Here is a 21741-nt window from a genome sequence, read left to right on the forward strand (position 1 = left end):
CTTTTGTTTTGTTAACGACCAGTATAAATTGGCTTTCTCTTTTCAACGAATGCAGTCAATCCTTCTTTTCGATCTTCTGTGGAAAATGCATTACCGAAACATGCTGCTTCAATGATTAACCCAGACTCAATATCTGTATTACTTCCGGCATTGACAGCCTGTTTTACCATTTGTAGGGCAACTGGTGGCTTTTGAGCAAGTTTGCTTGCCCATTCTTTTGCAACAGGCATTACTTCTTCAGCTGGCACAACTTTATTTACAATACCCAGATCAAGTGCACGAACAGCATCGAACATTTCTCCAAAATAGAGGAGTTCTTTCGCTATCCCCTGCCCAACAATTTTAGGTAAACGCTGAGTGCCTCCCCCGCCTGGAATAATTCCGAGACCTACTTCTGGGAATGCGAACTTTGCTTTTTCAGTACTAATACGTAAGTCACACACTAGAGCAAGTTCTAGACCACCACCAAGTGCCATTCCATTCAACGCTGCAATGACTGGCTTAGTTGAATTTTCTATTTGCGTGAATACCACTCTAGATACTTTATTCATCTTATTGATTCCGACAAGATCCAATCCCGCCATTTCAGAAATATCTGCACCAGCAACAAATGCTTTTTCACCACTGCCAGTTAAAATAATTGCCCGAACATCATCCTCTTCATCCAATTTGCTGAATACTTCAGATAACTCATTGAAAACTTGAGTATTTAGAGGATTTACAGGTGGACGGTTAATCGTTATTGTAGCTATATTATTTTCAACTTCTACTAACAAAGATTTATATGTCATTTTTTCACTAGCTCCTTTTTTTCTTCATAGTCGTAAAATCCTGCTCCTGATTTCTTACCAAAACGACCAGCTCTCATCATTTGTTTCATTAGTAAAGGTGGTGCAAAACGTGGATCGTTAAACTCATTGTTGAAATACTCCATTACATGGTAACCGATATCGACACCAGCATAGTCTTGTAATTCAAACGGTCCCATAGGGTAGTTCAAGCCGAATTTCACTGCTTTATCAATATCTTCAGCAGATGCTACACCCTCTTCTAAAAGTCGAATTGCCTCGATAAACTGAGGAATCATAATGCGATTGACAATGAAACCAGGCGTATCTTTTTTGACTTCCACAACTTCTTTCTTTAGTTGAGCTGATAACACTCTTAAGGAAGACACTGTATCATCACTCGTTTCGTAACCGCGTACGACTTCTACCAGTTTCATCAGTTGTGCAGGGTTGAAAAAATGCATACCTGCGACACGATCCGGACGTTTTGTTGCAGCCGCAATTTCTGTTATGGACATAGATGATGTATTCGTAGCTAATATGACATCTTCTCTAACAATCTCATCAAGTTGTGAGAATACATCTTTCTTTAAATCCAGATCTTCAAGAACTGCTTCAATAACAACATCGACATCTTTCAAATCTTCTAGCTTTGTAGTTGTCTGGATGCGCCCAAGTGCTTCCTGCTTTTCCTCTTCTGTCATTTTGCCTCGCTCAACACTTTTTGACATAAATTTATCAAGTCGAGCCAAGGCCCCTTCTAAAAATCTATCTTCAATATCTCGCAAAACTACATTAAAGCCATTCAATGCTGCAAGATTTGCAATACCTGCCCCCATAGAACCCGCGCCAACTACACCAATTGTCTTAATCATCATTTATCTCCCCTAACTATTTTCTTTATTTTCATTATATACTGACAACATTTTGTGTTGTATCTACACAATGTAGGAAAACGACGTCTTCTTTCATCAAATAATATGAATAACTTACTTTACATAAATTCAAGATCTTTTATACTGCCTTTCCCCTGATCAAATAGGACACAATATTTGCTTCCTTTACAATAATAAATACTAAAAAAAACTGTACTGGAAGTAGCTCCGGTACAGCTTTTCTGTTGTAAGTTACGATGTTTAAATATGTTTTTCCATATTACAATAGATAAATCGTATTTCCATCCAGACCCACAGGTACATGCCCAGCTTCAAGCAATTCAAGCAAAGGAGTAAACGAGTCCGCCTCGCCTGCAAGTTCTGCTGTACAAACAAGAACTGCAATGTACATCGCGTGTCCTACAAAGAAATTGACTTGCTTTTCTTCACCGAATTCTTGGAATGCTTTCTGAAATGCTGCATGAAAAACTGCTTGCGGTACTGTTTCAACTGCTATTTTAAGTAAATCTGTTAGACCAGCTTCATCAATTTTCTTTTTCAATAGATCTGGAAGACTACTCAAGACTTTCCATAGTTCGCTATTATCAAATGTTAACTTGCTAATTGTTTCTGATGTCTGCTCTTTTGTTATCCACTGAATTTCGTAATCAACCACTTGCAATTTTTGCATAAAGCGTTGTAATGCTTCTTCGGCAGTCTTTTCTTTAACCCCTGCTTTTTTGTACCAATCAATAGCAGACAATCGTTCAGCTATCTCATTGATTGACTGCGCTTTCGAACCGAACTTAATCTCACTAATCAACACCATGTGATAATCCTCCTTTTTAACTTCAAGTGTTAATTACCATTAATATTTTGTTGTCAGTTCAGGTGGACCGAATTTCGGGCCATATGGACCTTCATCGAGCCAGCGTCCGAGCGTCGGGACGATTGAAACGAGTGAAGCTGCAAGTTCGCGCTTCATATTCATTTCCAACGAATCGCCCTGTAAGTGATGAAGCGCAGTTGTCGATCCATCTCGGTTCCACAGTGCTGCAATTCTCCGTTCATTGGCCGCTGCGTCAATAGCTTGACAACGTTCTTCTTCACTTGTTGCATTTATTGCCTGTTCGATACCACGAACTGCAATAACTGCATCAGGTATTCCAGAATTCAATCCACGTGCACCGAAAGGAGCGAACAAATGAGCTGCTTCACCAGCTAGTAAAATACGACGCTTCTCATCCGTAAATGAATCGACAACTACTTGATGGAAACGGTATGAGGATACCCAAGTAACTCGTTCTGCATATTTTGGATTCATCACTTTTGGAAGCCACTCTTTCACACTTTCTTCTGTGCCGTAATCTTCGACCTTATCTTCAGCTAGCAGTTGAAGATCGACGCGCATGCCCCCTTTAAATGGAACAAACATTACGTTACGGCTTCCCATTGCTGGGTGCTGATAGTGGAAGATCCGTTCAATCGGCATTGGATCATTTTCATCTTCTTCAATATCCACGACTATGAATGTATCATTCGTACGTGGACCTTCAAATTGAATTCCAGACTGTTCACGCACGACAGAACGAGCGCCGTCGCAGCCGATTATATAATCTGCTTCCCAAATCTCACCCGAAGCCGTTGTTAACTTAACGCCTTCATCTGTTATATCTATATCTTTTGCAGGTTCTCCCCAGACAAATTCAACACCTGCCTCAGAACAAGCATTGTAAATATGCTTTTCAATCTTATGTTGATGAAGCGATGCAAAATGCGGTAATTTAGTCGAATCTTGAGTATTGGTTACCCCATAATTACGCACATACACTTCTTTTCCACGGAATAAAGTTCTTTTGATTGGCCATATAACTCCATCTTTAGCCAATTCAAAACCAAGACCTTTTGAAGTTTCTTCCAACAACTTTAACGATGCCCCATGAATATAGATCGCCCGGCTACCTGCTCGCGGATAATCCTTTTCTTCCGATTCGATAACTACACATGATATACCTTTATTTTGAAGGGCCAATGCCGAAATAAGTCCAACTGGTCCAGCTCCTACAACGATTACATTTCGTTTTTTTACATTTATCATCTATTAACATCCCCTTTTCTAAGCAATTGAAATAGTTTTCAATCTGATTTTAGTGGTTAATCTCACGGAAATAATTCTATAAATACCTCAAAATACCAATATTATTTTTTAAAAAAAGAAACCTATATCAATATGTATTGTTATAGGTCTTTCCATTTACTCAGTAAACTTCCAATCATTATTTTCGATACTTAAAACAGAAATTCCATCAGGTTCAGGGCTTGCTTGTGATACACCAAAATCAAATGTTCCCGTAGCACCTAAATATGTTCCTAAATCGTTTTGTAAATAATTATGAATATCTTCTGATGTTACATTACCAGCTTTAATCGCATTTACGACTACGTTTACACCGTCCAAAAGATGAGCAGCAAATAAATCTGGTTTACTATTAAATTCTTTTACATATGAATCATTGAATGCCTTAAGCATTTCTTTTTGATCCGAATCTGGCAGTTGATCTATAACACTTAGTTTACTACCAACGACCAAAATGTTTTCATTGTCATCTTTTACTTGTTCCAAGAATCCTTGGTTTGCGGCAGCAGTACTTTGAATCATCGGAATATCGAAATTCAACGCTTTAAAATTACGAGCGATAATTCCAGCTCCAGGTGTTCTCGACCAAACGATGATCGCTTCGGGATTACTTTTACGAACTTTTGTCAATTGTATTGTCATATCTGTAGCAGTAGCATCGAACTCTTCATGAGCAATAATCTCTATGCCATTTTCCTTAGCTAACGCTTCAAATGCTGGCTTACCAGTTACTCCGAAACCGTCAGAAGCATTCACCCATGCTACTTTTTTAATATTATTCTTCTTTAAATATTCGACAATCGGAATTGCAATGACAGTTGTACTTTGTGCCATGCTGTATACATACTCACTATCCGATTGAATCGGTGCAATTGTAAATAATGGTAGTTTCTTCTCAATTGCTTTTGGTATAATGGCCATCGTAGTACTCGATTGAGTCGCTCCAGTAACCGCTACAACACCTTCTGAAATTAATTTATCCATCGCGACTACCGCTTTTGTATCATTCGTTTCATAGTCTTGTTTGATAAGTTGAATTTTATTACCATCAATGGGACCCGCTTCATCTAATTGTTTTTGTAATAACTCCACAGTCTTTGCCTGTGCACTACCAAGTGTTGATGCTGGACCCGTTTCAGCTACAATCACACCAATTTTTATAACACCTCCCTCTTTTTTCTCACCGCTAGTCTCCTCTTCTTTCTCAATTCCACATCCCGCAATAACTACTAGAAAAACTAAAGATAAAATAGCCACTAGCTTACCCTTAAGAATTTTTTTCATATAACCCTTCAACTCCCTCAACTTTTTGGTTAAAACATTTGGTTCGCTTACCCTACCTTTATTCCTAGATATGCTGATTTCACTTCAGGATTCGAACTGATTTCTTCATTGGTGCCGTTCATTATGAATTTCCCTTGATCCATTACATATGCCCGATCAGCCACCTTTAACGCTGCTTTAACATTTTGTTCAACTAAAATGACCATTGTTCCCATTTCTTCTTTAATTCGCACTAAAATCTCCAAAATTTCATTCACTATTTTTGGCGCTAACCCCATTGACGGCTCATCTAGAAGAATTATTTTAGGATCAGACATGAGCGCACGTCCAATCGCAAGCATCTGCTGCTCCCCACCACTCAAATTCCCGCCAATCCTATGATAATGTTTTTTCAATCCTGGAAATAACTCCAGCATTCGTTCCAAATTTTCCTCCACATGTTTCCGGTCTTTATAGTATTTCGAGTAAATCCCTAATGTCAGGTTTTCCTTTACAGTGTGTCCAGGAAAAATTTGACGTCCCTCCGGAACAAGACATAAACCTTTCCCAACTATTTTGTGGGCCGGAAGACCACTAATTAAATCATCTTGAAGTGTTACTTTTCCTTCGACTGGTGTGTAAATGCCCGCTAATGTATTTAATAACGTACTTTTCCCAGCGCCATTAGCACCAATAATGGATACAATTTCACCTTTGTCCACATGAAAGTCGAGCGAATGTAAAATTTGAATCTTCCCGATACGTGAACTAAGACTTTCAACTTTGAACATTAAATTACCTCCTCTCCTAAATAAGCACTAATTACCTTTTCATTTTTCTGTATTTCATCTGGAGTACCTTCCGCAATCTTAGTCCCGAAATCAAGAACCACAATCCGATCAGCAAGTTGCATAATTGTTGCCATTTTATGCTCTACAAATAAAAACGAATGTCCTTTTTCTTTTAAATCACTTATATATCCTGCCATTGTATTTGTCTCGGCATCATTCAGACCAGCCATTGGTTCGTCCAACATGATGAGCTCTGGTTTGTAAACAATGGCCCGTGCGAACTCCAACTTCTTTTGCAACCCATAAGATAGTTGTCCAGCTTGTTCATGTAATAGATCATTCATCCCCATCATCGTCAGTACATCATAAGCTGCTTTATAGGCATATTCTTCATCTCTTTTTACTGATGGAAGACGGAATCCAGCACTAAAAACATTCGTTTTTAAATTCACCGAAGTCCCCATCATCACGTTTTCCAAGACTGTCATATTACTGAAAATTTGCAAGTTTTGAAACGTCCTGGAGATCCCAAGGTGAGCTAAGTCAAAAATTTTTCTTCCCGTTAATTTCTTCCCTTTAAAAAGAACTTCTCCTTCAGTCGGTTGAACATAGGAAGAAATCATATTAAACAATGTCGTTTTACCCGCTCCATTTGGACCGATAACAGCAACAATTTCTCCTTCTCCGATTTGAAAGCTAACATCATTTACCGCTGTCACTCCACCGAACTTTTTCGTTAAACCATTCACTTGGAGTAAATCGCCCATATCTATACCCCTTTCTCAGAAGCAACATTTTCCTTAACGGTTACATCTTTTTTCATAGAACTTTCAATAGGTAATATTTTCCTAAAGTCTAATATTCCAATCAAGCCTTTAGGTATGAAGATCATAACAAGTATTATGATTAAACCATAAACTACGATTTCGACTTCACCATTAATATTGAAATACGTATGTCCTACAAAACGAATTGCTTCATTTAAAAACATGATCGCAGCCGTTCCAATTATTGCTCCCCAAATGGAATGAACACCACCGACCATTACCATTACAAGAAGTAAAATTGAAAATGAAATATAAAATGTAGGCGGTGCGATAAAATTAATGTAATGCGCGTATAGACTACCAGCCAAAGAAGCAAATACAGCACTTAATGCAAAAATAGCTACTTTATATTTTGTTACATTAACACCTAGTGTCTCCGTGCCGATTTCACTATCATGAATACTTCGTAATATTCGCCCAATACTCGAACGAATAATATTAGTAGAAAACAAGATAACAATAAAGACGATACTCCAAACAAAGAAGTAGAAGTACAATTGGTTTCCTAAGTCCAGTCCCATTAATGATAAATTTGGAATACCGACTAATCCACCAGCTCCCCCTGTGTAATCACTTAACCCAACCAATAAAATGTATACAATGACGTTAATCGCAATAGTTGCCAATGCCAAAATATGACCTTTTAGTTTTAATACTTGCATCCCAATCAAATATGCAATGATAAACGTGACAACCATTCCAATTCCCATCGCGATCCATGGAGATACGTTGTATTTAACTGTTAAGACACCGGAAACATATGCACCAATTCCGACAAATGCAGCGTGTCCTATCGAAATTTGACCGGCGTAACCAATTAGCAAACTTAGACCAATGGTGATGATGCAATAAATCCCTATTAAAATCAAAAGCGTAAATACGTATTGCGAACTCACAACCAGTGGCAATAACAAAATCAATGCAATAAATCCCAAAAATCCTTTCCAGCGGCTTCCATATAAAATCGATTCTACTTTCTCCACTGTATATCCCCCTCCTAACTAAACACGTTCTCCAGTTGCCTTTGTAAACAAGCCTTGTGGTCTGAAAAATAAGACTAACAATAAGAAACCAAATGCCAATGCGTCCGAATAATAAGTGGAGATGTATCCGCCTGAAAATGCTTCAATGACGCCCAATAATAACCCCCCTGCAACAGCTCCAGGTATACTGTGCATTCCACCGAAAATCATTGCTACAAACCCTTTTATACCGATAAAAAAGCCCATTTCATATGTTGCATCTGTCAGCGGAGCAATCATGACACCTGCTATAGCGCCTAATCCAGCAGCAATTGTAAAAGCAATCATAGACATCGTGCTTGTGTTAATCCCCATTAAGCTTGCAGCACGTGGATTTTTTTCACTTGCGCGTAATGCAGAACCGAGAAATGTTTTCTCAAAAAACCAATAAAGTACTACTAAATGTGCAATCAATACGACAAGAATCCACAAGCTTTGTGAATTAACGACAGCCCCCATAAACTCAATTGACTTACTTTCAACTAACGGTGGTAGAGATTTTGGAGATGTTCCCCATATGATCAAACCCATTCCTTTTAAAAAAATTGAAACACCTAATGTAATTACAACCAACACTATCGGTGTTGCTTTCCTAGCAGGATTAATAGCCAATCTTTCAACCGCTAAGCCGATAATGGCCGTAATCAAAATCGCAAGTGGAATTGCACCAAAGATTGGGATACCTAAATTGACCAGTGTGACACAAGATAATGCTCCAATCATCGCAAATTCTCCTTGCGCCAGATTCAATACTCCTGTAACGTTATAAATTGTTACAAACCCAACAGCCAATAACGCATAAATACTCCCTACAGTCAGTCCAGTAATTAAGTACTGTAAAAATAAATCCATCTGATATAACCCCCTTCGAAATAGCTCTATGGCTAAGATAATCGCCTTAGGTCTTTTGTTTACTCAATAAACCCCTCATATTTTTGTCGATTTTGACAATGATCACGTTCCTAACATCCGTTCATTTCTCTTTCACTATTAAGTTATTGATACTGTGGTTCTGACAAGACCCTCACAAAAAGATAACGCTTTCATAAAGTCGAAATGAACTTATTAGACTCTTTTATATTTCCTAGTAAAGAAGACTCTGAAAAACTTACACTCAACCTTTTGTATATTTAGATTGTTTCTTGCATTTTAAAGACTATCTCAATTCTCATCTGATCATTCTTTTTGATGAGCTATAAGTTTTTTACGTATATAATCTGGAATTTCAAATGCTTTTGGTTGCCCTTTAAACGAAGTCCAAGCACGTAATGTGTACCCTTCAGCAACCAATGTCTCTCCACGATAAAATGTATGAGATAATTTAAAGACTTTATTGTGAATTTCGGCAACTTCCGTTTTCACAATAACCTCATCTTCGAAAAAAAGTGGCGTCTTAAATTCGCATTTAGAATCTAAAAGTGGCGTCGAAATTTTTTCTATGGATAATAACTCAGAAGTTGGATGTCCCAACTCAGTAAAAAATTCATGCGTCGCTTCGTCCATCCACCTATAAAAATTCGGAAAAAAAACAATTGCCACAGCATCCGTATCGCCAAACCTTACCTTAAACGAGTAATCTACAGCCATTATACAACCCCCTGATTTTGCATATATCGTGTCTACGAACTTGCTTCGAATTTACACCTTGATCCAACAGTCTTTTCGTTTCTCACAAAACATTTGTAATAGTTCACTTTTTCGTAACTATTCAACAACAATTATGTTTGAAATTTTTGTTGTTATTGTAATTATATTTTCCAATCATTTTATTTGATACGTACACTGTGTAGGAATCATTCTCTTTTTTTCATCAATATTGTTAAATCAGTAAAATGCTTGTCGGTTCAAATCATATAGCTTCATCGCCATCATTAAATTAAAACGCGTTTCCGAATCATTTAAATCTATCTCGAGTACACTCTCAATCTTTTCCAAACGGTAAAGTAATGAACTTCGATGAATGAATAACTCCTCGGAGGTACCTTTGGCATTGCCATTATTCCGCAAATACACACTAAGCGTTTGAAACAAATCAATGTTCTTTTTATCCGTAAAATCAAGCAATACGCCCAACTGACTATGAATAAATGTGGTAACAACTGAAAAGTTTAGATCATGTAATATTGTGTATGATCCTATTTCTTCAAACAGTGAATAGCCCTTGGATTTAAATCTACTTTTAACGACATTTAGTACTTGTAATGATTGTTCATAACTACTGGAGTACTCATTCATATTTTCTACCTTACTCCCAATACCTAAGTGAACTTCACACTTTATCAAACTTTTGGATACTGCTTTCCTAACCCTTTTATAAAAATCCGCCCAGAACTGTTTGCGATTTTTTTCATCCTCTACCGGCACTATGAATAAATAGTGTTCACTAAATGTAGCCATTAAAATTTTCTGCGATTTCAGCGTAATAATTTCATTAATGTAATCCCACACAATCGATTTTTTTGCTGTTTGCTCAAATAAATTCAGTCCGGCTACTTCAGATTCAGCCAACTCGATTGACAAATTTGCGACACGATGAGGCTTAAAAATATCCCATTGAAAAAGATTTGCATATTGCAAAATACTTTGTTCATCTTCAATGTTTTTCACAAGTAATTTTCCCATCAATGTATCTTTGGCCTGTTTATCCGCATCCAACACAAGTTTCTGCTTGATGAATTGAATGGAACAAATATTTCTTGAAAGCTCCACCGTCAATTGATCAAATTCATCTAGATCTCCATTGTTTATACAAATTGCCAAATAGCCCAATAGCGCATTCACACCATTGATTGGCGAAATCAAAAAAGGAGGCCCGCCTGGTTCCAATACTTTAAACGTCCCTGTCCTAATACGCTCATTTTCCAATACCTCTCTCAACTTACCAATATCCCCTAATTCACTTTCTTCTATTTTGTATGATAAAGGATGGTAAAAACGATCCAATAAAATCACTGAACCACAATATAATTCAGCTAGCATTTGAGTTACACCGTGAAAATCATCATTGACAACCGTTTCTTTCACAAGTGCTTGCTGATAGTCGAGAAGGATTTGTAAACGTTCACGATGATCTTTCTCTAAATTGTAAAGCAGCGCATTTTCAAGCAAAATTGCTATGTGATCACTTAATAATTTCAATGTATTTACATCGTCTTCTGAAAATAGGAGATTACCATTCTTATTTCCTACTTGCAGAACACCGATTGTTTTCAAATCAACGACAATCGGGATTGTTATTTGATGACCACCTGATTTTTCGATGAATGAAAAGTACTCTTTAAATGTATTTTTATGACCCACGATAACCTTTTCATTGAAATCTTTAACACCATATATAGGTACTTGTAAATCAAAGCAATTTTCTTTTTCATTAAATAAATAAATACAGGCAGATTGTGCATTCGTCCCTAGTCCAGCTCGAGTAGTAAACTCACTTATATTTTCCTTGAGCGATTGATTAATTGATAAGTTTCGATTAATCCATTCAATTCCCTCAATTTTTCTTAATTGCTGATCCTTACGTCTTGCTAAAGAAATCGCAATCGCAACATCTTTACCGAACTCATCAAATATTTCATCCATTTCTAGCAAAGGTACGTAGGTAAAAAATCCGATAATGCAAAATCCATATCGGTGTACATCATCTGTAAGAGGTACTGTAAACCATGTTTTTACACCCGTTTCTTTTAACTTTGTCATTAATATACAGTCTTCCCGTTTGTTAGTTTCCTTACTATGTAAACTTTGCTCTAATATTACTGGTGAGCATTTATCTATTTCCATAGGAAAAACATTACCAAACTCATTAGCATTTCCACCCCATGCTTTCGGTACAAATTCCCCAGTCTCCGCCAAAATTACACCAACAAAATCGCAATATAGCTCTGATTTAAATGAATCTATTAAATAATGAATCGCTTCTTCTTCCGTACCTATTTTTATTAATTGCCTTGATGTCATTCGCAAATGTTGTTCAAGTCTATTTATAATTTTTTCTTCTTTTATCTCACCCATGTCAAGTTCCCCCTACGTGTCTAACAGTTTGTTTGTATTTAACTTAATTCGACACGTATAGAGGTACTCCCTTTTTGAACAAAAAAGCTAATGGATAAGGACTTAGATTTATCTACACTAAACGACATCATATTGAAGTATTAGGCACACATTATGAAAGAATTTCATATACGAGATAAAAAAAGTGCAAACACAAATTTATCGTTTTCTAACAAATTTCCAGAATTAATAAAAGCAGCACAAATGCTGTTATTAATCTAATGACGGCATTATTTGTAGCTTTTTGTATACTTTATAGAATTAGCGACCCTAATGAATTATTAATGAATTCAAAAAAGTATGGCTTGGATTAAAGTTAATCGAAGATGATGAAGAAGTAACGGAGTTCTTACACGATGAATTCTTTAGTACATATCAGGGTTGGAAAGAGCTTAAAAAAACAATTAATCTTCTCAAAGAGAACCCTCTTGTTTCTCTTTAACCCTTTTCTATCACATTGGAGCTAATACACACGAAATTCTATAAAAAAAGGCAACTGGAATGAAATCATTCCAATTGCCTTTTATCTACTATCTGAATACACCAACGAATTCTAATGTAGTTTCTCCTACATTACACTGTCTTAGAAAGTATTGTTTTCTTCACTTTTTTAAATTGAACAAGCATGGCAATACGCCATGGTACAAGCATCGCAAATGCTAAAATCCAGAACATACCTGCTAATTCGCCAATATCAATGGAGTTACTTAACAGTATTTTCGCTACGACACGGAATATTAAAAGTCCAACTAAAATGAAGGCAAATGCTTTCGATCGTTTTAAATAAATATCTTGGCCTTTTACTTCAAATTTAGATGTGGCAATTAAAATTGTCGAGCACAATATACCGACAGCTGCAGCTTCTAAAATCTGCATTGGATGTACATGGAATTCTGGAAATAAAAACATTATCGCTCCCGAAGACATCGCAATCGGTGGAATGATAATTTTCTTCTCATTTGTAGGCATTTTGGATGCTCTCATTCGTACAAACATCACAAAGCTACCCATTACAATGGCCATTACAGTAGAACCTATTACATAATATTGAGAAGGTATACTACTAAACATAAAAATCCTCCTCTATTTATCAATTTTGCATCTCCGTAATTATACCTGCTATTACGCTTTCGGTACAAAAAAATGCGTTCAGATTTTTTTCAAGCTTAGTAATTAACAACTATGTAGACCCACTAATTGATCAGCAGCAGCCTTTAGCTTTTCCGGCTCAAAAGGCTTCGTAATAAAATCTTTTGCACCACTCTCAATGGCATCTAGGATTAATTTTTGTTGGCCCAACGCAGTAATCATAATAATTTTTGCGTTTGGAAATTCTGGAATAATCGTTTTTACAGCAGCAATGCCCGTCATGACAGGCATCGTGACATCCATCGTCACTAGATCTGGTTGTAACTCTCGATACATAGCCACAGCTTCCTTGCCATTGACTGCATTCCCAACTACCTCATAGCCCCATTCACTAAACATATTACTAATTGCGACACGCATAAACAACGTATCATCTACAACTAAAACTGTTGGCATGTACTAAACTCCCTTGTACTAAAATAATTTATTACTTTAAGTCTAGCAGATTAGAAGCCTATAAATCCACCAAAAATCGGCTGTAATAAGCGTGTGATATACGTTAAACCATCAAAGAATAATAACACCCCAACCACAATCATGACAAAACCGCCAACTTTAACAATTTTTTGACTGTGCGTACGAATCCAAGTCATACGTGAGATGAAGAATGATAAAATAAAGAACGGAATCGCAAAGCCTAAAAAGTAGGCAAACATATAACTGAAGCCAGAACTAGGATTTGCCCCAGCTAATGTAATAATCGACATTAAAATTGGACCCGTACAAGGTGTCCAACCAGCCGCAAATGCTATACCAATTAGTACCGATCCGAAATAACCAGATGGCCGACTTTTAAATTGGAATTTACGGTCCTTCATAAAGAAATCAATTTGCAATAAGCCGACAATCATTAAACCAAAAAAGACGATTAATATAGCGCCTGTCTGACGTAATAATGTTTGATAATTAAGGAAAAACTCCTTTGCTAAGGATGCACCTAGACCAATCATAATGAAAATAATTGAGAATCCTAGTAAAAAGAATAGTGTGTGCAAAATCGCTCGCTTTTGCATCATGCCTCGCTCAGATTTCAGCTCATCTAACGACATACCCGTTATGTATGATAAAAAAGCAGGGTACAGCGGGAGGGTACACGGTGAGATAAAGCTTAAAAATCCAGCACCAAAGGCTAGAAATACATTAATATCAGTTCCCATATTTTTCTCTCTCCTTACAGTTACTGCCTACATCGTACCAAAAAAGTAGTGAAAAAGCGCACTTCTTGCCTGTGAACGTTTCATGTCGAAATCGTGTGGTAAAAACAATCTATTGAAACGTTACCTAAGTGGTACTTCTGTAGTATGCGCCCGCCCTTATTATCTGTCAATACACATTGTATTTATTTGGTTGCAAAGGGATTATTTCTATTTTTAACAGTAATGCTAATGCACTTCTTCCCCATCTAATTTACTACGCATCGCTAGCGAACCTTGAAATTATGAAAAAGAACATGTAGAAAATCCTTCTACATGTCCTTGTTTAAGCAGATTTATGATGAGCCCTTCTTGTTTCAAGAATTTTCGAGCCTGAAAACAATAATAAGGCTGCCCAAATAATACTAAATGCTAGTAATTCTACATCACTAAATGGTTCTTTATACAACACTACCCCTAAAATTAACATGGTCGTTGGTGACACATATTGTATAAACCCTAATAAGTATAACGGTATATTTTGTGCCCCTTTCGCGAATAAAATTAACGGCACGGCTGTTACAACCCCACTCACAATCATCAAGAGATCCGTTTTTACATCGACATGTAAAAATGATGCCTGCTCAGTCATAAATAAATAGACATAATAGCCAAGGGCAAATGGCAAGATGAACAAGGTTTCTATTGCTAAACCTCGTGTTGCTTCGAACGTCATTTTCTTTTTCAATACGCCATAAACAGCAAATGATAGCGCGATAAGTAAGGCTACCCAAGGGATAGAGCCATAATTGACCGTTAAAATAATAACGGCGATAAAGGCAATACCAGTCGCTACCCACTGTGCGCGGTTAAGCGTTTCTTTAAAAAAGATAACACCGAAAATAACCGATAGTAACGGATTAATATAATACCCAAGGCTTGTCTCAATAATATGATCATGCGTTACAGCCCAAATATATAAATACCAGTTCATCGAAATGAAAAAAGAAGCTCCTGCTAGCATCCAAAATATCTTTTTATTCGTCCATAAGTATTTTAGATCGGCTAGTAACTCTTTCCGCTTACCAATTAGTATCACTACAATTACCGTAAAAATGAAGGACCAAATCACGCGTCCTAATAATATTTCCATGCTTTCTACATGCTCAAGCATTTTCCAATAAAGTGGGAAGGCTCCCCAGATGGCATATGCTAAAAACGCAGCCCATACCCCTTTTTTCTCGTTTGACATTGCTCTTTTTCTCCTACTCTAGTTGTATCCCTGCAGATTAGACTAATTATAGGACTTAACCAGAAAGCTGTAAATGCTCAATTAGAGATTGTTGGCTTTCTACGTCTAAACGAGTAATTTAAATAAACTGAAAAGAGTTTATTTACAGTTTTTCAATATGTACGCTTGATTCTACGATTTTAAAAGCATCCTGTATACTGAACTGCCCCGTAAAAGTTAGACTCTCATCTAATTTTTACGGGCACTGGCATGTAACGCCTGCAACAGGAAATAAAAACGATTAGACTGCATTTATTCTTTGTTCTTGGATTCAAGTTCAGAAATGTATTTTCTCACCATACTGTAGCTGATATCAGGGTTAATCTGACGTTTAATGCGAATATGAATTTCTTTAATGCCTACGCCCTGCTCGCGTAAATCACGAATCATTGACTTTAAAGGTCCTGAAAGTGTTTCCTTTGAAAAAACAGTGAATTTACTTAGCTCAATCAGTAATTCTGTATTTTGGCTGCGAAGCTCTTTCATCTCATCAACAATGCAGTTATTCTCCGTTAACTTTTTTTGTAAAACTGCGTTTCGCTGCTTCAATTTCTTTATATCATTAGCGAGTTCATCGTTTTGTTTTTTCAAGTTTTTTCGTTCTTGCTCTAATACGTATTGCTTTTCACCGAAACCCTCTTGAATAGCGTTGTATAATGCTTCTATTCGCAATAGCTCTTTGTAGCGATCTTGTGGTACCAGCATTAAAGTGTCGGTTGCCTTTACAGCAAGCGTTCCATCTTGCAGCGTTTCATAGAATAATGCTAATTGGTCCATTTTATTAATCATCGGTCATTCACTCCATCACAAAGATGTTTGTGTAATGGTATTACTTTCTTTAACATTCTTTAACTTCCTTCGATTTTGATAATCATTCTCATTTATGTATCATCATAATTTCTTTTATTCATTTTGTCAAAGTAAAAAGCTCTTTGTACGCTGTTGGCACAAAGAGCTTCACACTTACATTTTTTTTAGTTTTTCATATTCCAACTGCAATTGTTCGATACGCTTACGGCCTTCTTCACGGTTTCTCGCTGTTTCCGCTTGGATTTGCTTCGTTTCTTGAATACCGCTCATAATTGTTTGCCATGTTGTTTCAATTGTTTCAATTTTAATGCTTGGGCTACCAGCTGTACGTGCAATATTGACACTATTTTTACTTATATTTTCAGCATTGCGCACTAGCATTTCGTTCGTACGGCGATCTAGCTCAGTCATTGAATCCGCAATAAGCTTTTGACGTTGTAATGTAACCGCATGAATAAGGCCTTGCTTGAAAATCGGAATCGTCGTTACAAATGCCGAGTTAATTTTGCCGATTAAGTGATTATTCCCTTGCTGCATTAATCGAATTTGTGGTGCTGATTGGAACGACACTTGCTGCGCCATTTCTAAGTCATAACGACGCTGCTCAAGTAAATCAATCGCGCGTTGCAGAGTCTCATATTCCATAGCCGCTACTTGATCACCTGACTGCGCTTTTTGCTCAAGTGCAGGTAGTGTCGCACGCACTTGATCTGCCTTCACTTCAATTGCCGCTACATATTTACTTAATGTCTGGAAGTAGTTTAAGTTTTGGTCATATAAATGTTCAAGGTCTACGGTATTGCGTTTCATTTCAACCTCATATTTTTGTATTTCATTGAAAATCACATCGATTTCCTTGTTCATGCTGTCATATTTAGAGAGGATTCTTTCTAGCTGTTCCTTCCCTTTACTGAAAAGTCTTGTGAGGAAGCCACCTTTTTTCTCCTCTGTAAAATCTTTCGGGTCGAACTTATCCATAATTTTATTTAAATTATTTAACAGCACACTCGATTCCTCAAGCTTACTTGCTTTCATCGTAGCAAGCATTCTATCTGAAAACGTAGAAATACCACTTGCTGTTTCTTTCCCAAGCTCTAGCAATGCAATTTGATCTTTTACGTCAATTTTTTGCGCGAGTGCGTGCACTTCTGGATCTTGCTTTAAAGCGAGCTGATTTTTCGCGATTTGCGATAGCTCTTGTTCAGAAACAAGCGTTGGTGTCGGCGCTGGTGCGGACTGTAATAATGGATTTGGCTGTTGTTGTAATAATGGATTTTCTGTAGCGAATGGATCTTTTGATTTGAATAAATCATTGTTGAATTCTGACATGGTAATACCCCCTGCAATTAATATCTACTTTTTAATACGATTGGAAGTTGAAAAAGGTTTCATTTGTACTAGCATTACAAAATCATTGTCACTTTTTGTATATGTGTGTTTAGATGACTTCAAGTTAATAGGAATCATGATTGCTGTTTTGTGTATCGACGAAGCGCCAATTGATCTACTCAATAACATTTCCTTATCCCTTACCATAAATTATAGCCTGTTTGAAAATGAATTACGACTGTATTGTCGAAAAACTACGCATTGTTTCATGTAAATGTCACTTGAACGAAAAAACAGCCACATAAAGTAGCTGCTTTTTATCATCATGTTGTCACTTTCAACACAGTTTTAATTTTTTGAATTACGCCGCCTGTGCTATACGTTAGGACACTGCGTTTATAGAACGATAAACTGAATACGTATACTACGACAATTGTAGCTATTAATAGTCCAAGTGATAACATCGGCTCTATCACGCCAATATCAGTCGCACCGATACGCATTGGCATAATCATACCCGATGTGAATGGAATATAAGAAAATACTTTTATAACAATCGTATCTGGGTTCCCCATCCCCGACAACATAACATAAAAGCCAACTAGTGTAACCATCATTGCTGGCATTAATACTTGCCCCGCTTCTTCCACTTTCGATACGAGTGAACCAAATAATGCGCCGACAATTAAATAAAGTACAATCGTTGATAGTAAAAAGACTACTACATAAATCAAATATCCAATCGATAAATCTTGAATGATACTTGCCGCCATATCCCAAATAACACCGTCTTTTGCAAACTTCGCGTAAAGTGAGAATACCCCGAAAATAATGACCATTTGTGTGATTGCCAGTAGTAGTACCCCTGCAATTTTCGCTTTAAAATGTGTAGACGGTTTAACACTAACTAACAGCATTTCCATCGCTCGTGAGCCTTTCTCAGATGCAATTTCAGTTGTAATCATCGATAAGAAAGTTGAAATAAAGAAGTAGATTAAAATACCAACCGCATAGGAAACAAACTGTCCTGCTTGCTTTTCTTCTTCACTCTTCCCATCAGCAGTGGACTCATCTAAATTTTTATTCGTAATAATCGTTTCTGCCGCCATAATTTGAGCAGCTTGTTCTGGAGACAAGGACAATTGCTGTACCGCATAATGCTGTCCTGCATATTGTAAGAGCGAAGAAATCGTCGATTGATCATTTAACTTTAACGGTGTAAATGTTGCGATTTCAGCATGTAATTGACCATCTTTATCATTTACTTCAACAATTGCTGCTATTTCTCCATCTTCTACCTGTTTTACTAAAACGTCTTTATTCGTTTCATTCTGCACAAATTCCATATCACCATTTGATACAAAAATGCCGCTTAAATCAGCCGTCGTATCATTGATGATAGCAATTTTTTGCGCCTCGTCATCACCTGTAAAGAGTTCCTTAATATCTGACCAAAAAATAGCAACAGACATTATAGCGAGATACAGTAGTGTCATTAACACAAAAGATTTGGATTTAATTTTCGACATGTACAATTGCTTCATTAATAAATTAAACTTCGACAACGCTGCCACCTACCTTATCTTTAAATATTTCATCGAGCGTTAAATAATCTAAGCTGAATTTTTCAATATATTTGCCGTTTGAAAGCTGATTGAAAATACTTTGTGCAAAACGCTCATCCTCAAGCATTAACACCGTTTGCTCTTTTTCCACATGTACATCTTTGACACCTTCTAATTTCAGTAGTTCGGTAGTAGACCAATCGGATCGCACAGCCAATTTAGTTTTTCCATACTGTTTCTTCAAGTCTAGTAAACTACCTGAAAATAACGATACACCACGTTTTAACAAGCAAAGATGATCACATAACTCCTCGACATTATCCATTTGGTGACTCGAGAACAAAATCGTTGTGCCCTGATCTTTTAACAGTAAAATGGCATCTTTCAGTAAATCTTTGTTAAGCGGATCGAGCCCACTAAAAGGTTCATCTAAAATTAAAAACTGTGGCTTATGGATAAAACTCGCAATCAGTTGTACCTTTTGCTGGTTCCCCTTCGACAGAGTCTCTGCCTTATCTTTGCGCTTTTCCTCCAAATCAAATCGTGCAATCCAAAAATCGATTTCCTTTTTTAGCTCGGCCTTCTTCATGCCACGTAGCTCACCGAAAAAGTACAGTTGCTCCTCGACTTTCATCGTCGGAAAAATACCACGTTCCTCAGGTAAATACCCAAGTACGTCACGATTTATGCTGTTGACCGGCTTGCCATTCCACATAATCGTGCCCGCAGTTGTTTCCTGTAAATCCAAAATCAAACGGAACGTCGTTGTTTTCCCTGCACCGTTTTGCCCAATCAGTCCGAAAATCTCACCTTTTTCAATCGTGAAATTCAAATCATCAACTGCTATAAAATCCTTATACTTTTTCGTGACATGTTGTAATTGTAATGTCATCGTCCATCCTCCTATTCTTCAAATAACATCAAATTATTTTTCGTGACTTTACGTCTTTTTAGTACTTTATATATCGCAACTAGCATTAGGCTCTTGCCCCCCACATATTCATTGCGGTATATATATTTGCCTGGTTCCCCTTTATCGAAGGTAAAAAATATAGTGAAAAACTTTTTCAAATGCCAACCCTGTGCAGACATTTCATTTATCCATGCTTCTTCCTTTTGATCATCACTAAAGAATCGCATACTCGTTATGTTCATTGCGCTCCCCCCCATAAAATTGCCCACAACACAGTAAGTCTCCATTTTATCCTTCAAATAAAATTTGAGTTTCCTTCAATGTTTTTTTTCGTTTACTATTTTTATGAATTGCTATGTAACACAAAATCGTGACGAATAAATTTAACGAAATACCAGTCAAATGGCTTTTTGTTATTTCATTAAGTTGAAATAGGTAACGCATGTTCAAAATGACTATCAAAACATTTAAAATGCAGGCCCCCAAGAGTACGCGATTTATTTGAGATAAGTATCGGATTTTATCTTTCGAATCTGAATAAATATCGAAAGGTCCATCCGTTCGTTTTTTACGATAATAAGACCATATACCAAATCGATGTACATGCTCTACATCCATCATCTCCAAAAACTCAAAATAATCATTTTTCCGTGCTATCACCATCTCATTACGGTAAATGTATTCACCAGGGTTCCCCTTTTCAAAAATATGAACAAATGGCCAAAATTTCTTTAAATGCCAGCCTTGCTCGGCCATATCATTTACCCATTCTTCTTCATTTTCATGATCTATAAAAAAGCGAAATTTTATCTTTTTCATATGTTAAGAGCCTCCTTATTTTGTATACGCATCAAGTTCCTTTTTCATTTTTTAAGTAGCTTAGCAAGACGAATGGATGGTACTACAAAGAGGATGACTAATAACAGATCGAATGTAATCACCGTAAATGCGTCATATTCTGTCGCTAACTTCGATAATCCTCTCGTTGTCCCTGTGAGACAATTTTTAAATTCGGTAAAATCAATCATGTAAGGGATGTTATTAAGTTCTTTTTCTTGTCCGTTGCAAGTTTTCTGAAAAAGACAATATTTCCAAAGTAATCTACACACTTAATAACTGAAGATTACAAAATTATTAATTAATCTCTTCAAGCGGCTTACACCATTCTAATTCTTCTTGCGATATTTATGCCTTCTCACCTTTCGTTATACGGATACCATTGTCAAAAAGTTCCCTTAATCTTAAAATTTCGTATTCGACGACTTTTTTTCCACTGTCTGTTATGATGTATTCCTTCTTACGACCATCACCTTCTAACGCCTCAATCCACTCTCGTTCTTGCAGTGTTTTAATGGCCCCGTAAATCGTGCCTGCTCCTAGACGTACACGCCCGTTACTCAGTTCCTCAACCAATTGCATAATGCCGTAGCCATGACGTGCCTCGTATAATGCCAATAAAATATAATAAACGCCCTCTGTTAATGGCGGATGCTCCTGTGTCATGAAAAAACCTCCTCTATATCGCCAAACAATATATCGACTGACGATATAACTAAAATATATCAGCAGTCGATATAGTTGTCAATTATTATTTCACTTGGTTACTTTATGTAGATATTAATCACATCCTAGTGAAGTTTGCTGCCAATTTCGTACCTAGAGTCTCCTAGTCTTTATTCTTTGTTGGCACAATTGAATCAGTATTTTTATTGTTAGTTTTCTGCGTCTGCTTTTATGCCTTTGCCAATCGCAATGTCAGTGCCATAAAACAAGATGCCTGTTGCGCTTATTCCTT

23 protein-coding genes are annotated in these 21741 nt (G+C 36.8%); 1 reads left to right on the plus strand and 22 read right to left on the minus strand.

Annotated features, from left to right (window positions below):
- Positions 1-11: 11 nt before the first annotated feature.
- The 11 genes from AEA09_RS09855 to AEA09_RS09905 form a co-directional block, all read right to left on the minus strand.
- Positions 12-791 carry an enoyl-CoA hydratase/isomerase family protein gene (locus AEA09_RS09855; protein ID WP_053583667.1) on the minus strand — a complete coding sequence of 260 codons (780 nt, stop codon included), beginning with the start codon at positions 789-791 and terminating at the stop codon, positions 12-14.
- A complete protein-coding gene (locus AEA09_RS09860; protein ID WP_053583668.1) occupies positions 788-1666 on the minus strand; it encodes a 3-hydroxyacyl-CoA dehydrogenase family protein in 879 nt (292 codons plus the stop codon). Before AEA09_RS09860 ends, AEA09_RS09855 begins: the two co-directional genes overlap by 4 nt.
- 277 nt (positions 1667-1943) lie before the next feature.
- The gene (locus tag AEA09_RS09865; RefSeq protein ID WP_053583669.1) at positions 1944-2492 is read right to left on the minus strand and encodes a hypothetical protein; all 549 of its coding nucleotides are present in this window, start codon (positions 2490-2492) and stop codon (positions 1944-1946) included.
- A gap of 39 nt (positions 2493-2531) precedes the next feature.
- Positions 2532-3761 (minus strand): FAD-dependent oxidoreductase, encoded by a 1230-nt coding sequence (locus AEA09_RS09870; protein WP_053583670.1) that lies wholly within the window; start codon positions 3759-3761, stop codon positions 2532-2534.
- Between the two features lie 156 nt (positions 3762-3917).
- Complete coding sequence (locus tag AEA09_RS09875) at positions 3918-5084, minus strand: ABC transporter substrate-binding protein (RefSeq protein ID WP_053583671.1); 1167 nt, start codon at positions 5082-5084, stop codon at positions 3918-3920.
- A gap of 47 nt (positions 5085-5131) precedes the next feature.
- Positions 5132-5854 (minus strand): ABC transporter ATP-binding protein, encoded by a 723-nt coding sequence (locus AEA09_RS09880; RefSeq protein WP_053583672.1) that lies wholly within the window; start codon positions 5852-5854, stop codon positions 5132-5134.
- Positions 5854-6621 carry an ABC transporter ATP-binding protein gene (locus AEA09_RS09885; RefSeq protein ID WP_053583673.1) on the minus strand — a complete coding sequence of 256 codons (768 nt, stop codon included), beginning with the start codon at positions 6619-6621 and terminating at the stop codon, positions 5854-5856. Before AEA09_RS09885 ends, AEA09_RS09880 begins: the two co-directional genes overlap by 1 nt.
- 2 nt (positions 6622-6623) lie before the next feature.
- A complete protein-coding gene (locus tag AEA09_RS09890; RefSeq protein WP_053583674.1) occupies positions 6624-7664 on the minus strand; it encodes a branched-chain amino acid ABC transporter permease in 1041 nt (346 codons plus the stop codon).
- A gap of 18 nt (positions 7665-7682) precedes the next feature.
- Positions 7683-8555 carry a branched-chain amino acid ABC transporter permease gene (locus tag AEA09_RS09895; protein WP_053583675.1) on the minus strand — a complete coding sequence of 291 codons (873 nt, stop codon included), beginning with the start codon at positions 8553-8555 and terminating at the stop codon, positions 7683-7685.
- A gap of 324 nt (positions 8556-8879) precedes the next feature.
- A complete protein-coding gene (locus tag AEA09_RS09900; protein ID WP_053583676.1) occupies positions 8880-9290 on the minus strand; it encodes an acyl-CoA thioesterase in 411 nt (136 codons plus the stop codon).
- Positions 9291-9527: 237 nt separating this feature from the next.
- On the minus strand, positions 9528-11717 hold the full coding sequence (locus AEA09_RS09905; protein ID WP_053583677.1) for a helix-turn-helix domain-containing protein: 2190 nt from the start codon (positions 11715-11717) through the stop codon (positions 9528-9530).
- 319 nt (positions 11718-12036) lie between these two features.
- On the opposite strand from AEA09_RS09905, the gene AEA09_RS20630 reads away from it, so the two are divergent.
- Positions 12037-12198, plus strand: a complete 162-nt coding sequence (locus AEA09_RS20630) for a TAT-variant-translocated molybdopterin oxidoreductase (RefSeq protein WP_425412003.1) — start codon at positions 12037-12039, stop codon at positions 12196-12198.
- Positions 12199-12329: 131 nt separating this feature from the next.
- Here the strand turns inward: AEA09_RS20630 and AEA09_RS09910 are convergent, their stop codons facing one another.
- The 11 genes from AEA09_RS09910 to AEA09_RS09960 all read right to left on the minus strand — a co-directional run bounded on the left by AEA09_RS09910 (position 12330) and on the right by AEA09_RS09960 (position 21449).
- Positions 12330-12827 (minus strand): CcdC family protein, encoded by a 498-nt coding sequence (locus tag AEA09_RS09910; protein WP_053583678.1) that lies wholly within the window; start codon positions 12825-12827, stop codon positions 12330-12332.
- Positions 12828-12929: 102 nt separating this feature from the next.
- The gene (locus AEA09_RS09915; protein WP_053583679.1) at positions 12930-13301 is read right to left on the minus strand and encodes a response regulator; all 372 of its coding nucleotides are present in this window, start codon (positions 13299-13301) and stop codon (positions 12930-12932) included.
- A gap of 50 nt (positions 13302-13351) precedes the next feature.
- A complete protein-coding gene (locus tag AEA09_RS09920; RefSeq protein ID WP_053583680.1) occupies positions 13352-14062 on the minus strand; it encodes a cytochrome c biogenesis CcdA family protein in 711 nt (236 codons plus the stop codon).
- Positions 14063-14384: 322 nt separating this feature from the next.
- The gene (gene rarD, locus AEA09_RS09925; RefSeq protein WP_053583681.1) at positions 14385-15290 is read right to left on the minus strand and encodes an EamA family transporter RarD; all 906 of its coding nucleotides are present in this window, start codon (positions 15288-15290) and stop codon (positions 14385-14387) included.
- A gap of 291 nt (positions 15291-15581) precedes the next feature.
- Positions 15582-16118 (minus strand): hypothetical protein, encoded by a 537-nt coding sequence (locus tag AEA09_RS09930; RefSeq protein WP_053583682.1) that lies wholly within the window; start codon positions 16116-16118, stop codon positions 15582-15584.
- 174 nt (positions 16119-16292) lie between these two features.
- Entirely contained in the window at positions 16293-17468 is a 1176-nt protein-coding gene (locus AEA09_RS09935) for a toxic anion resistance protein (RefSeq protein ID WP_053583683.1), read from the minus strand.
- Positions 17469-17791: 323 nt separating this feature from the next.
- Entirely contained in the window at positions 17792-19033 is a 1242-nt protein-coding gene (locus AEA09_RS09940) for an ABC transporter permease (protein ID WP_053583684.1), read from the minus strand.
- The gene (locus tag AEA09_RS09945) at positions 19020-19925 is read right to left on the minus strand and encodes an ABC transporter ATP-binding protein (RefSeq protein ID WP_053583685.1); all 906 of its coding nucleotides are present in this window, start codon (positions 19923-19925) and stop codon (positions 19020-19022) included. The genes AEA09_RS09940 and AEA09_RS09945 overlap by 14 nt, the downstream gene beginning before the upstream one ends.
- An 11-nt stretch (positions 19926-19936) precedes the next feature.
- On the minus strand, positions 19937-20188 hold the full coding sequence (locus AEA09_RS09950) for a DUF2812 domain-containing protein (RefSeq protein ID WP_053583686.1): 252 nt from the start codon (positions 20186-20188) through the stop codon (positions 19937-19939).
- A gap of 46 nt (positions 20189-20234) precedes the next feature.
- Positions 20235-20765 (minus strand): DUF2812 domain-containing protein, encoded by a 531-nt coding sequence (locus AEA09_RS09955; protein WP_053583687.1) that lies wholly within the window; start codon positions 20763-20765, stop codon positions 20235-20237.
- Between the two features lie 366 nt (positions 20766-21131).
- Positions 21132-21449 (minus strand): PadR family transcriptional regulator, encoded by a 318-nt coding sequence (locus AEA09_RS09960; protein WP_053583688.1) that lies wholly within the window; start codon positions 21447-21449, stop codon positions 21132-21134.
- Between the last annotated feature and the right edge of the window lie 292 nt (positions 21450-21741).

The organism is Lysinibacillus contaminans, assembly GCF_001278945.1.
Lineage (GTDB): Bacteria > Bacillota > Bacilli > Bacillales_A > Planococcaceae > Lysinibacillus > Lysinibacillus contaminans.

Coding starts and splice junctions, on each gene's coding strand:
- AEA09_RS09905 (WP_053583677.1), bottom strand. CDS start 11,717: ATGGGTGAGATAAAAGAAGAAAAAATTATAAATAGACTTGAACAACAT.
- AEA09_RS09860 (WP_053583668.1), bottom strand. CDS start 1,666: ATGATGATTAAGACAATTGGTGTAGTTGGCGCGGGTTCTATGGGGGCA.
- rarD (WP_053583681.1), bottom strand. CDS start 15,290: ATGTCAAACGAGAAAAAAGGGGTATGGGCTGCGTTTTTAGCATATGCC.
- AEA09_RS09945 (WP_053583685.1), bottom strand. CDS start 19,925: ATGACATTACAATTACAACATGTCACGAAAAAGTATAAGGATTTTATA.
- AEA09_RS09920 (WP_053583680.1), bottom strand. CDS start 14,062: ATGGGAACTGATATTAATGTATTTCTAGCCTTTGGTGCTGGATTTTTA.
- AEA09_RS09955 (WP_053583687.1), bottom strand. CDS start 20,765: ATGAAAAAGATAAAATTTCGCTTTTTTATAGATCATGAAAATGAAGAA.
- AEA09_RS09855 (WP_053583667.1), bottom strand. CDS start 791: ATGACATATAAATCTTTGTTAGTAGAAGTTGAAAATAATATAGCTACA.
- AEA09_RS09910 (WP_053583678.1), bottom strand. CDS start 12,827: ATGTTTAGTAGTATACCTTCTCAATATTATGTAATAGGTTCTACTGTA.
- AEA09_RS09870 (WP_053583670.1), bottom strand. CDS start 3,761: ATGATAAATGTAAAAAAACGAAATGTAATCGTTGTAGGAGCTGGACCA.
- AEA09_RS09880 (WP_053583672.1), bottom strand. CDS start 5,854: ATGTTCAAAGTTGAAAGTCTTAGTTCACGTATCGGGAAGATTCAAATT.
- AEA09_RS09895 (WP_053583675.1), bottom strand. CDS start 8,555: ATGGATTTATTTTTACAGTACTTAATTACTGGACTGACTGTAGGGAGT.
- AEA09_RS09930 (WP_053583682.1), bottom strand. CDS start 16,118: ATGATTAATAAAATGGACCAATTAGCATTATTCTATGAAACGCTGCAA.
- AEA09_RS09875 (WP_053583671.1), bottom strand. CDS start 5,084: ATGAAAAAAATTCTTAAGGGTAAGCTAGTGGCTATTTTATCTTTAGTT.
- AEA09_RS09900 (WP_053583676.1), bottom strand. CDS start 9,290: ATGGCTGTAGATTACTCGTTTAAGGTAAGGTTTGGCGATACGGATGCT.
- AEA09_RS09885 (WP_053583673.1), bottom strand. CDS start 6,621: ATGGGCGATTTACTCCAAGTGAATGGTTTAACGAAAAAGTTCGGTGGA.
- AEA09_RS09915 (WP_053583679.1), bottom strand. CDS start 13,301: ATGCCAACAGTTTTAGTTGTAGATGATACGTTGTTTATGCGTGTCGCA.
- AEA09_RS09935 (WP_053583683.1), bottom strand. CDS start 17,468: ATGTCAGAATTCAACAATGATTTATTCAAATCAAAAGATCCATTCGCT.
- AEA09_RS09960 (WP_053583688.1), bottom strand. CDS start 21,449: ATGACACAGGAGCATCCGCCATTAACAGAGGGCGTTTATTATATTTTA.
- AEA09_RS09865 (WP_053583669.1), bottom strand. CDS start 2,492: ATGGTGTTGATTAGTGAGATTAAGTTCGGTTCGAAAGCGCAGTCAATC.
- AEA09_RS09950 (WP_053583686.1), bottom strand. CDS start 20,188: ATGAACATAACGAGTATGCGATTCTTTAGTGATGATCAAAAGGAAGAA.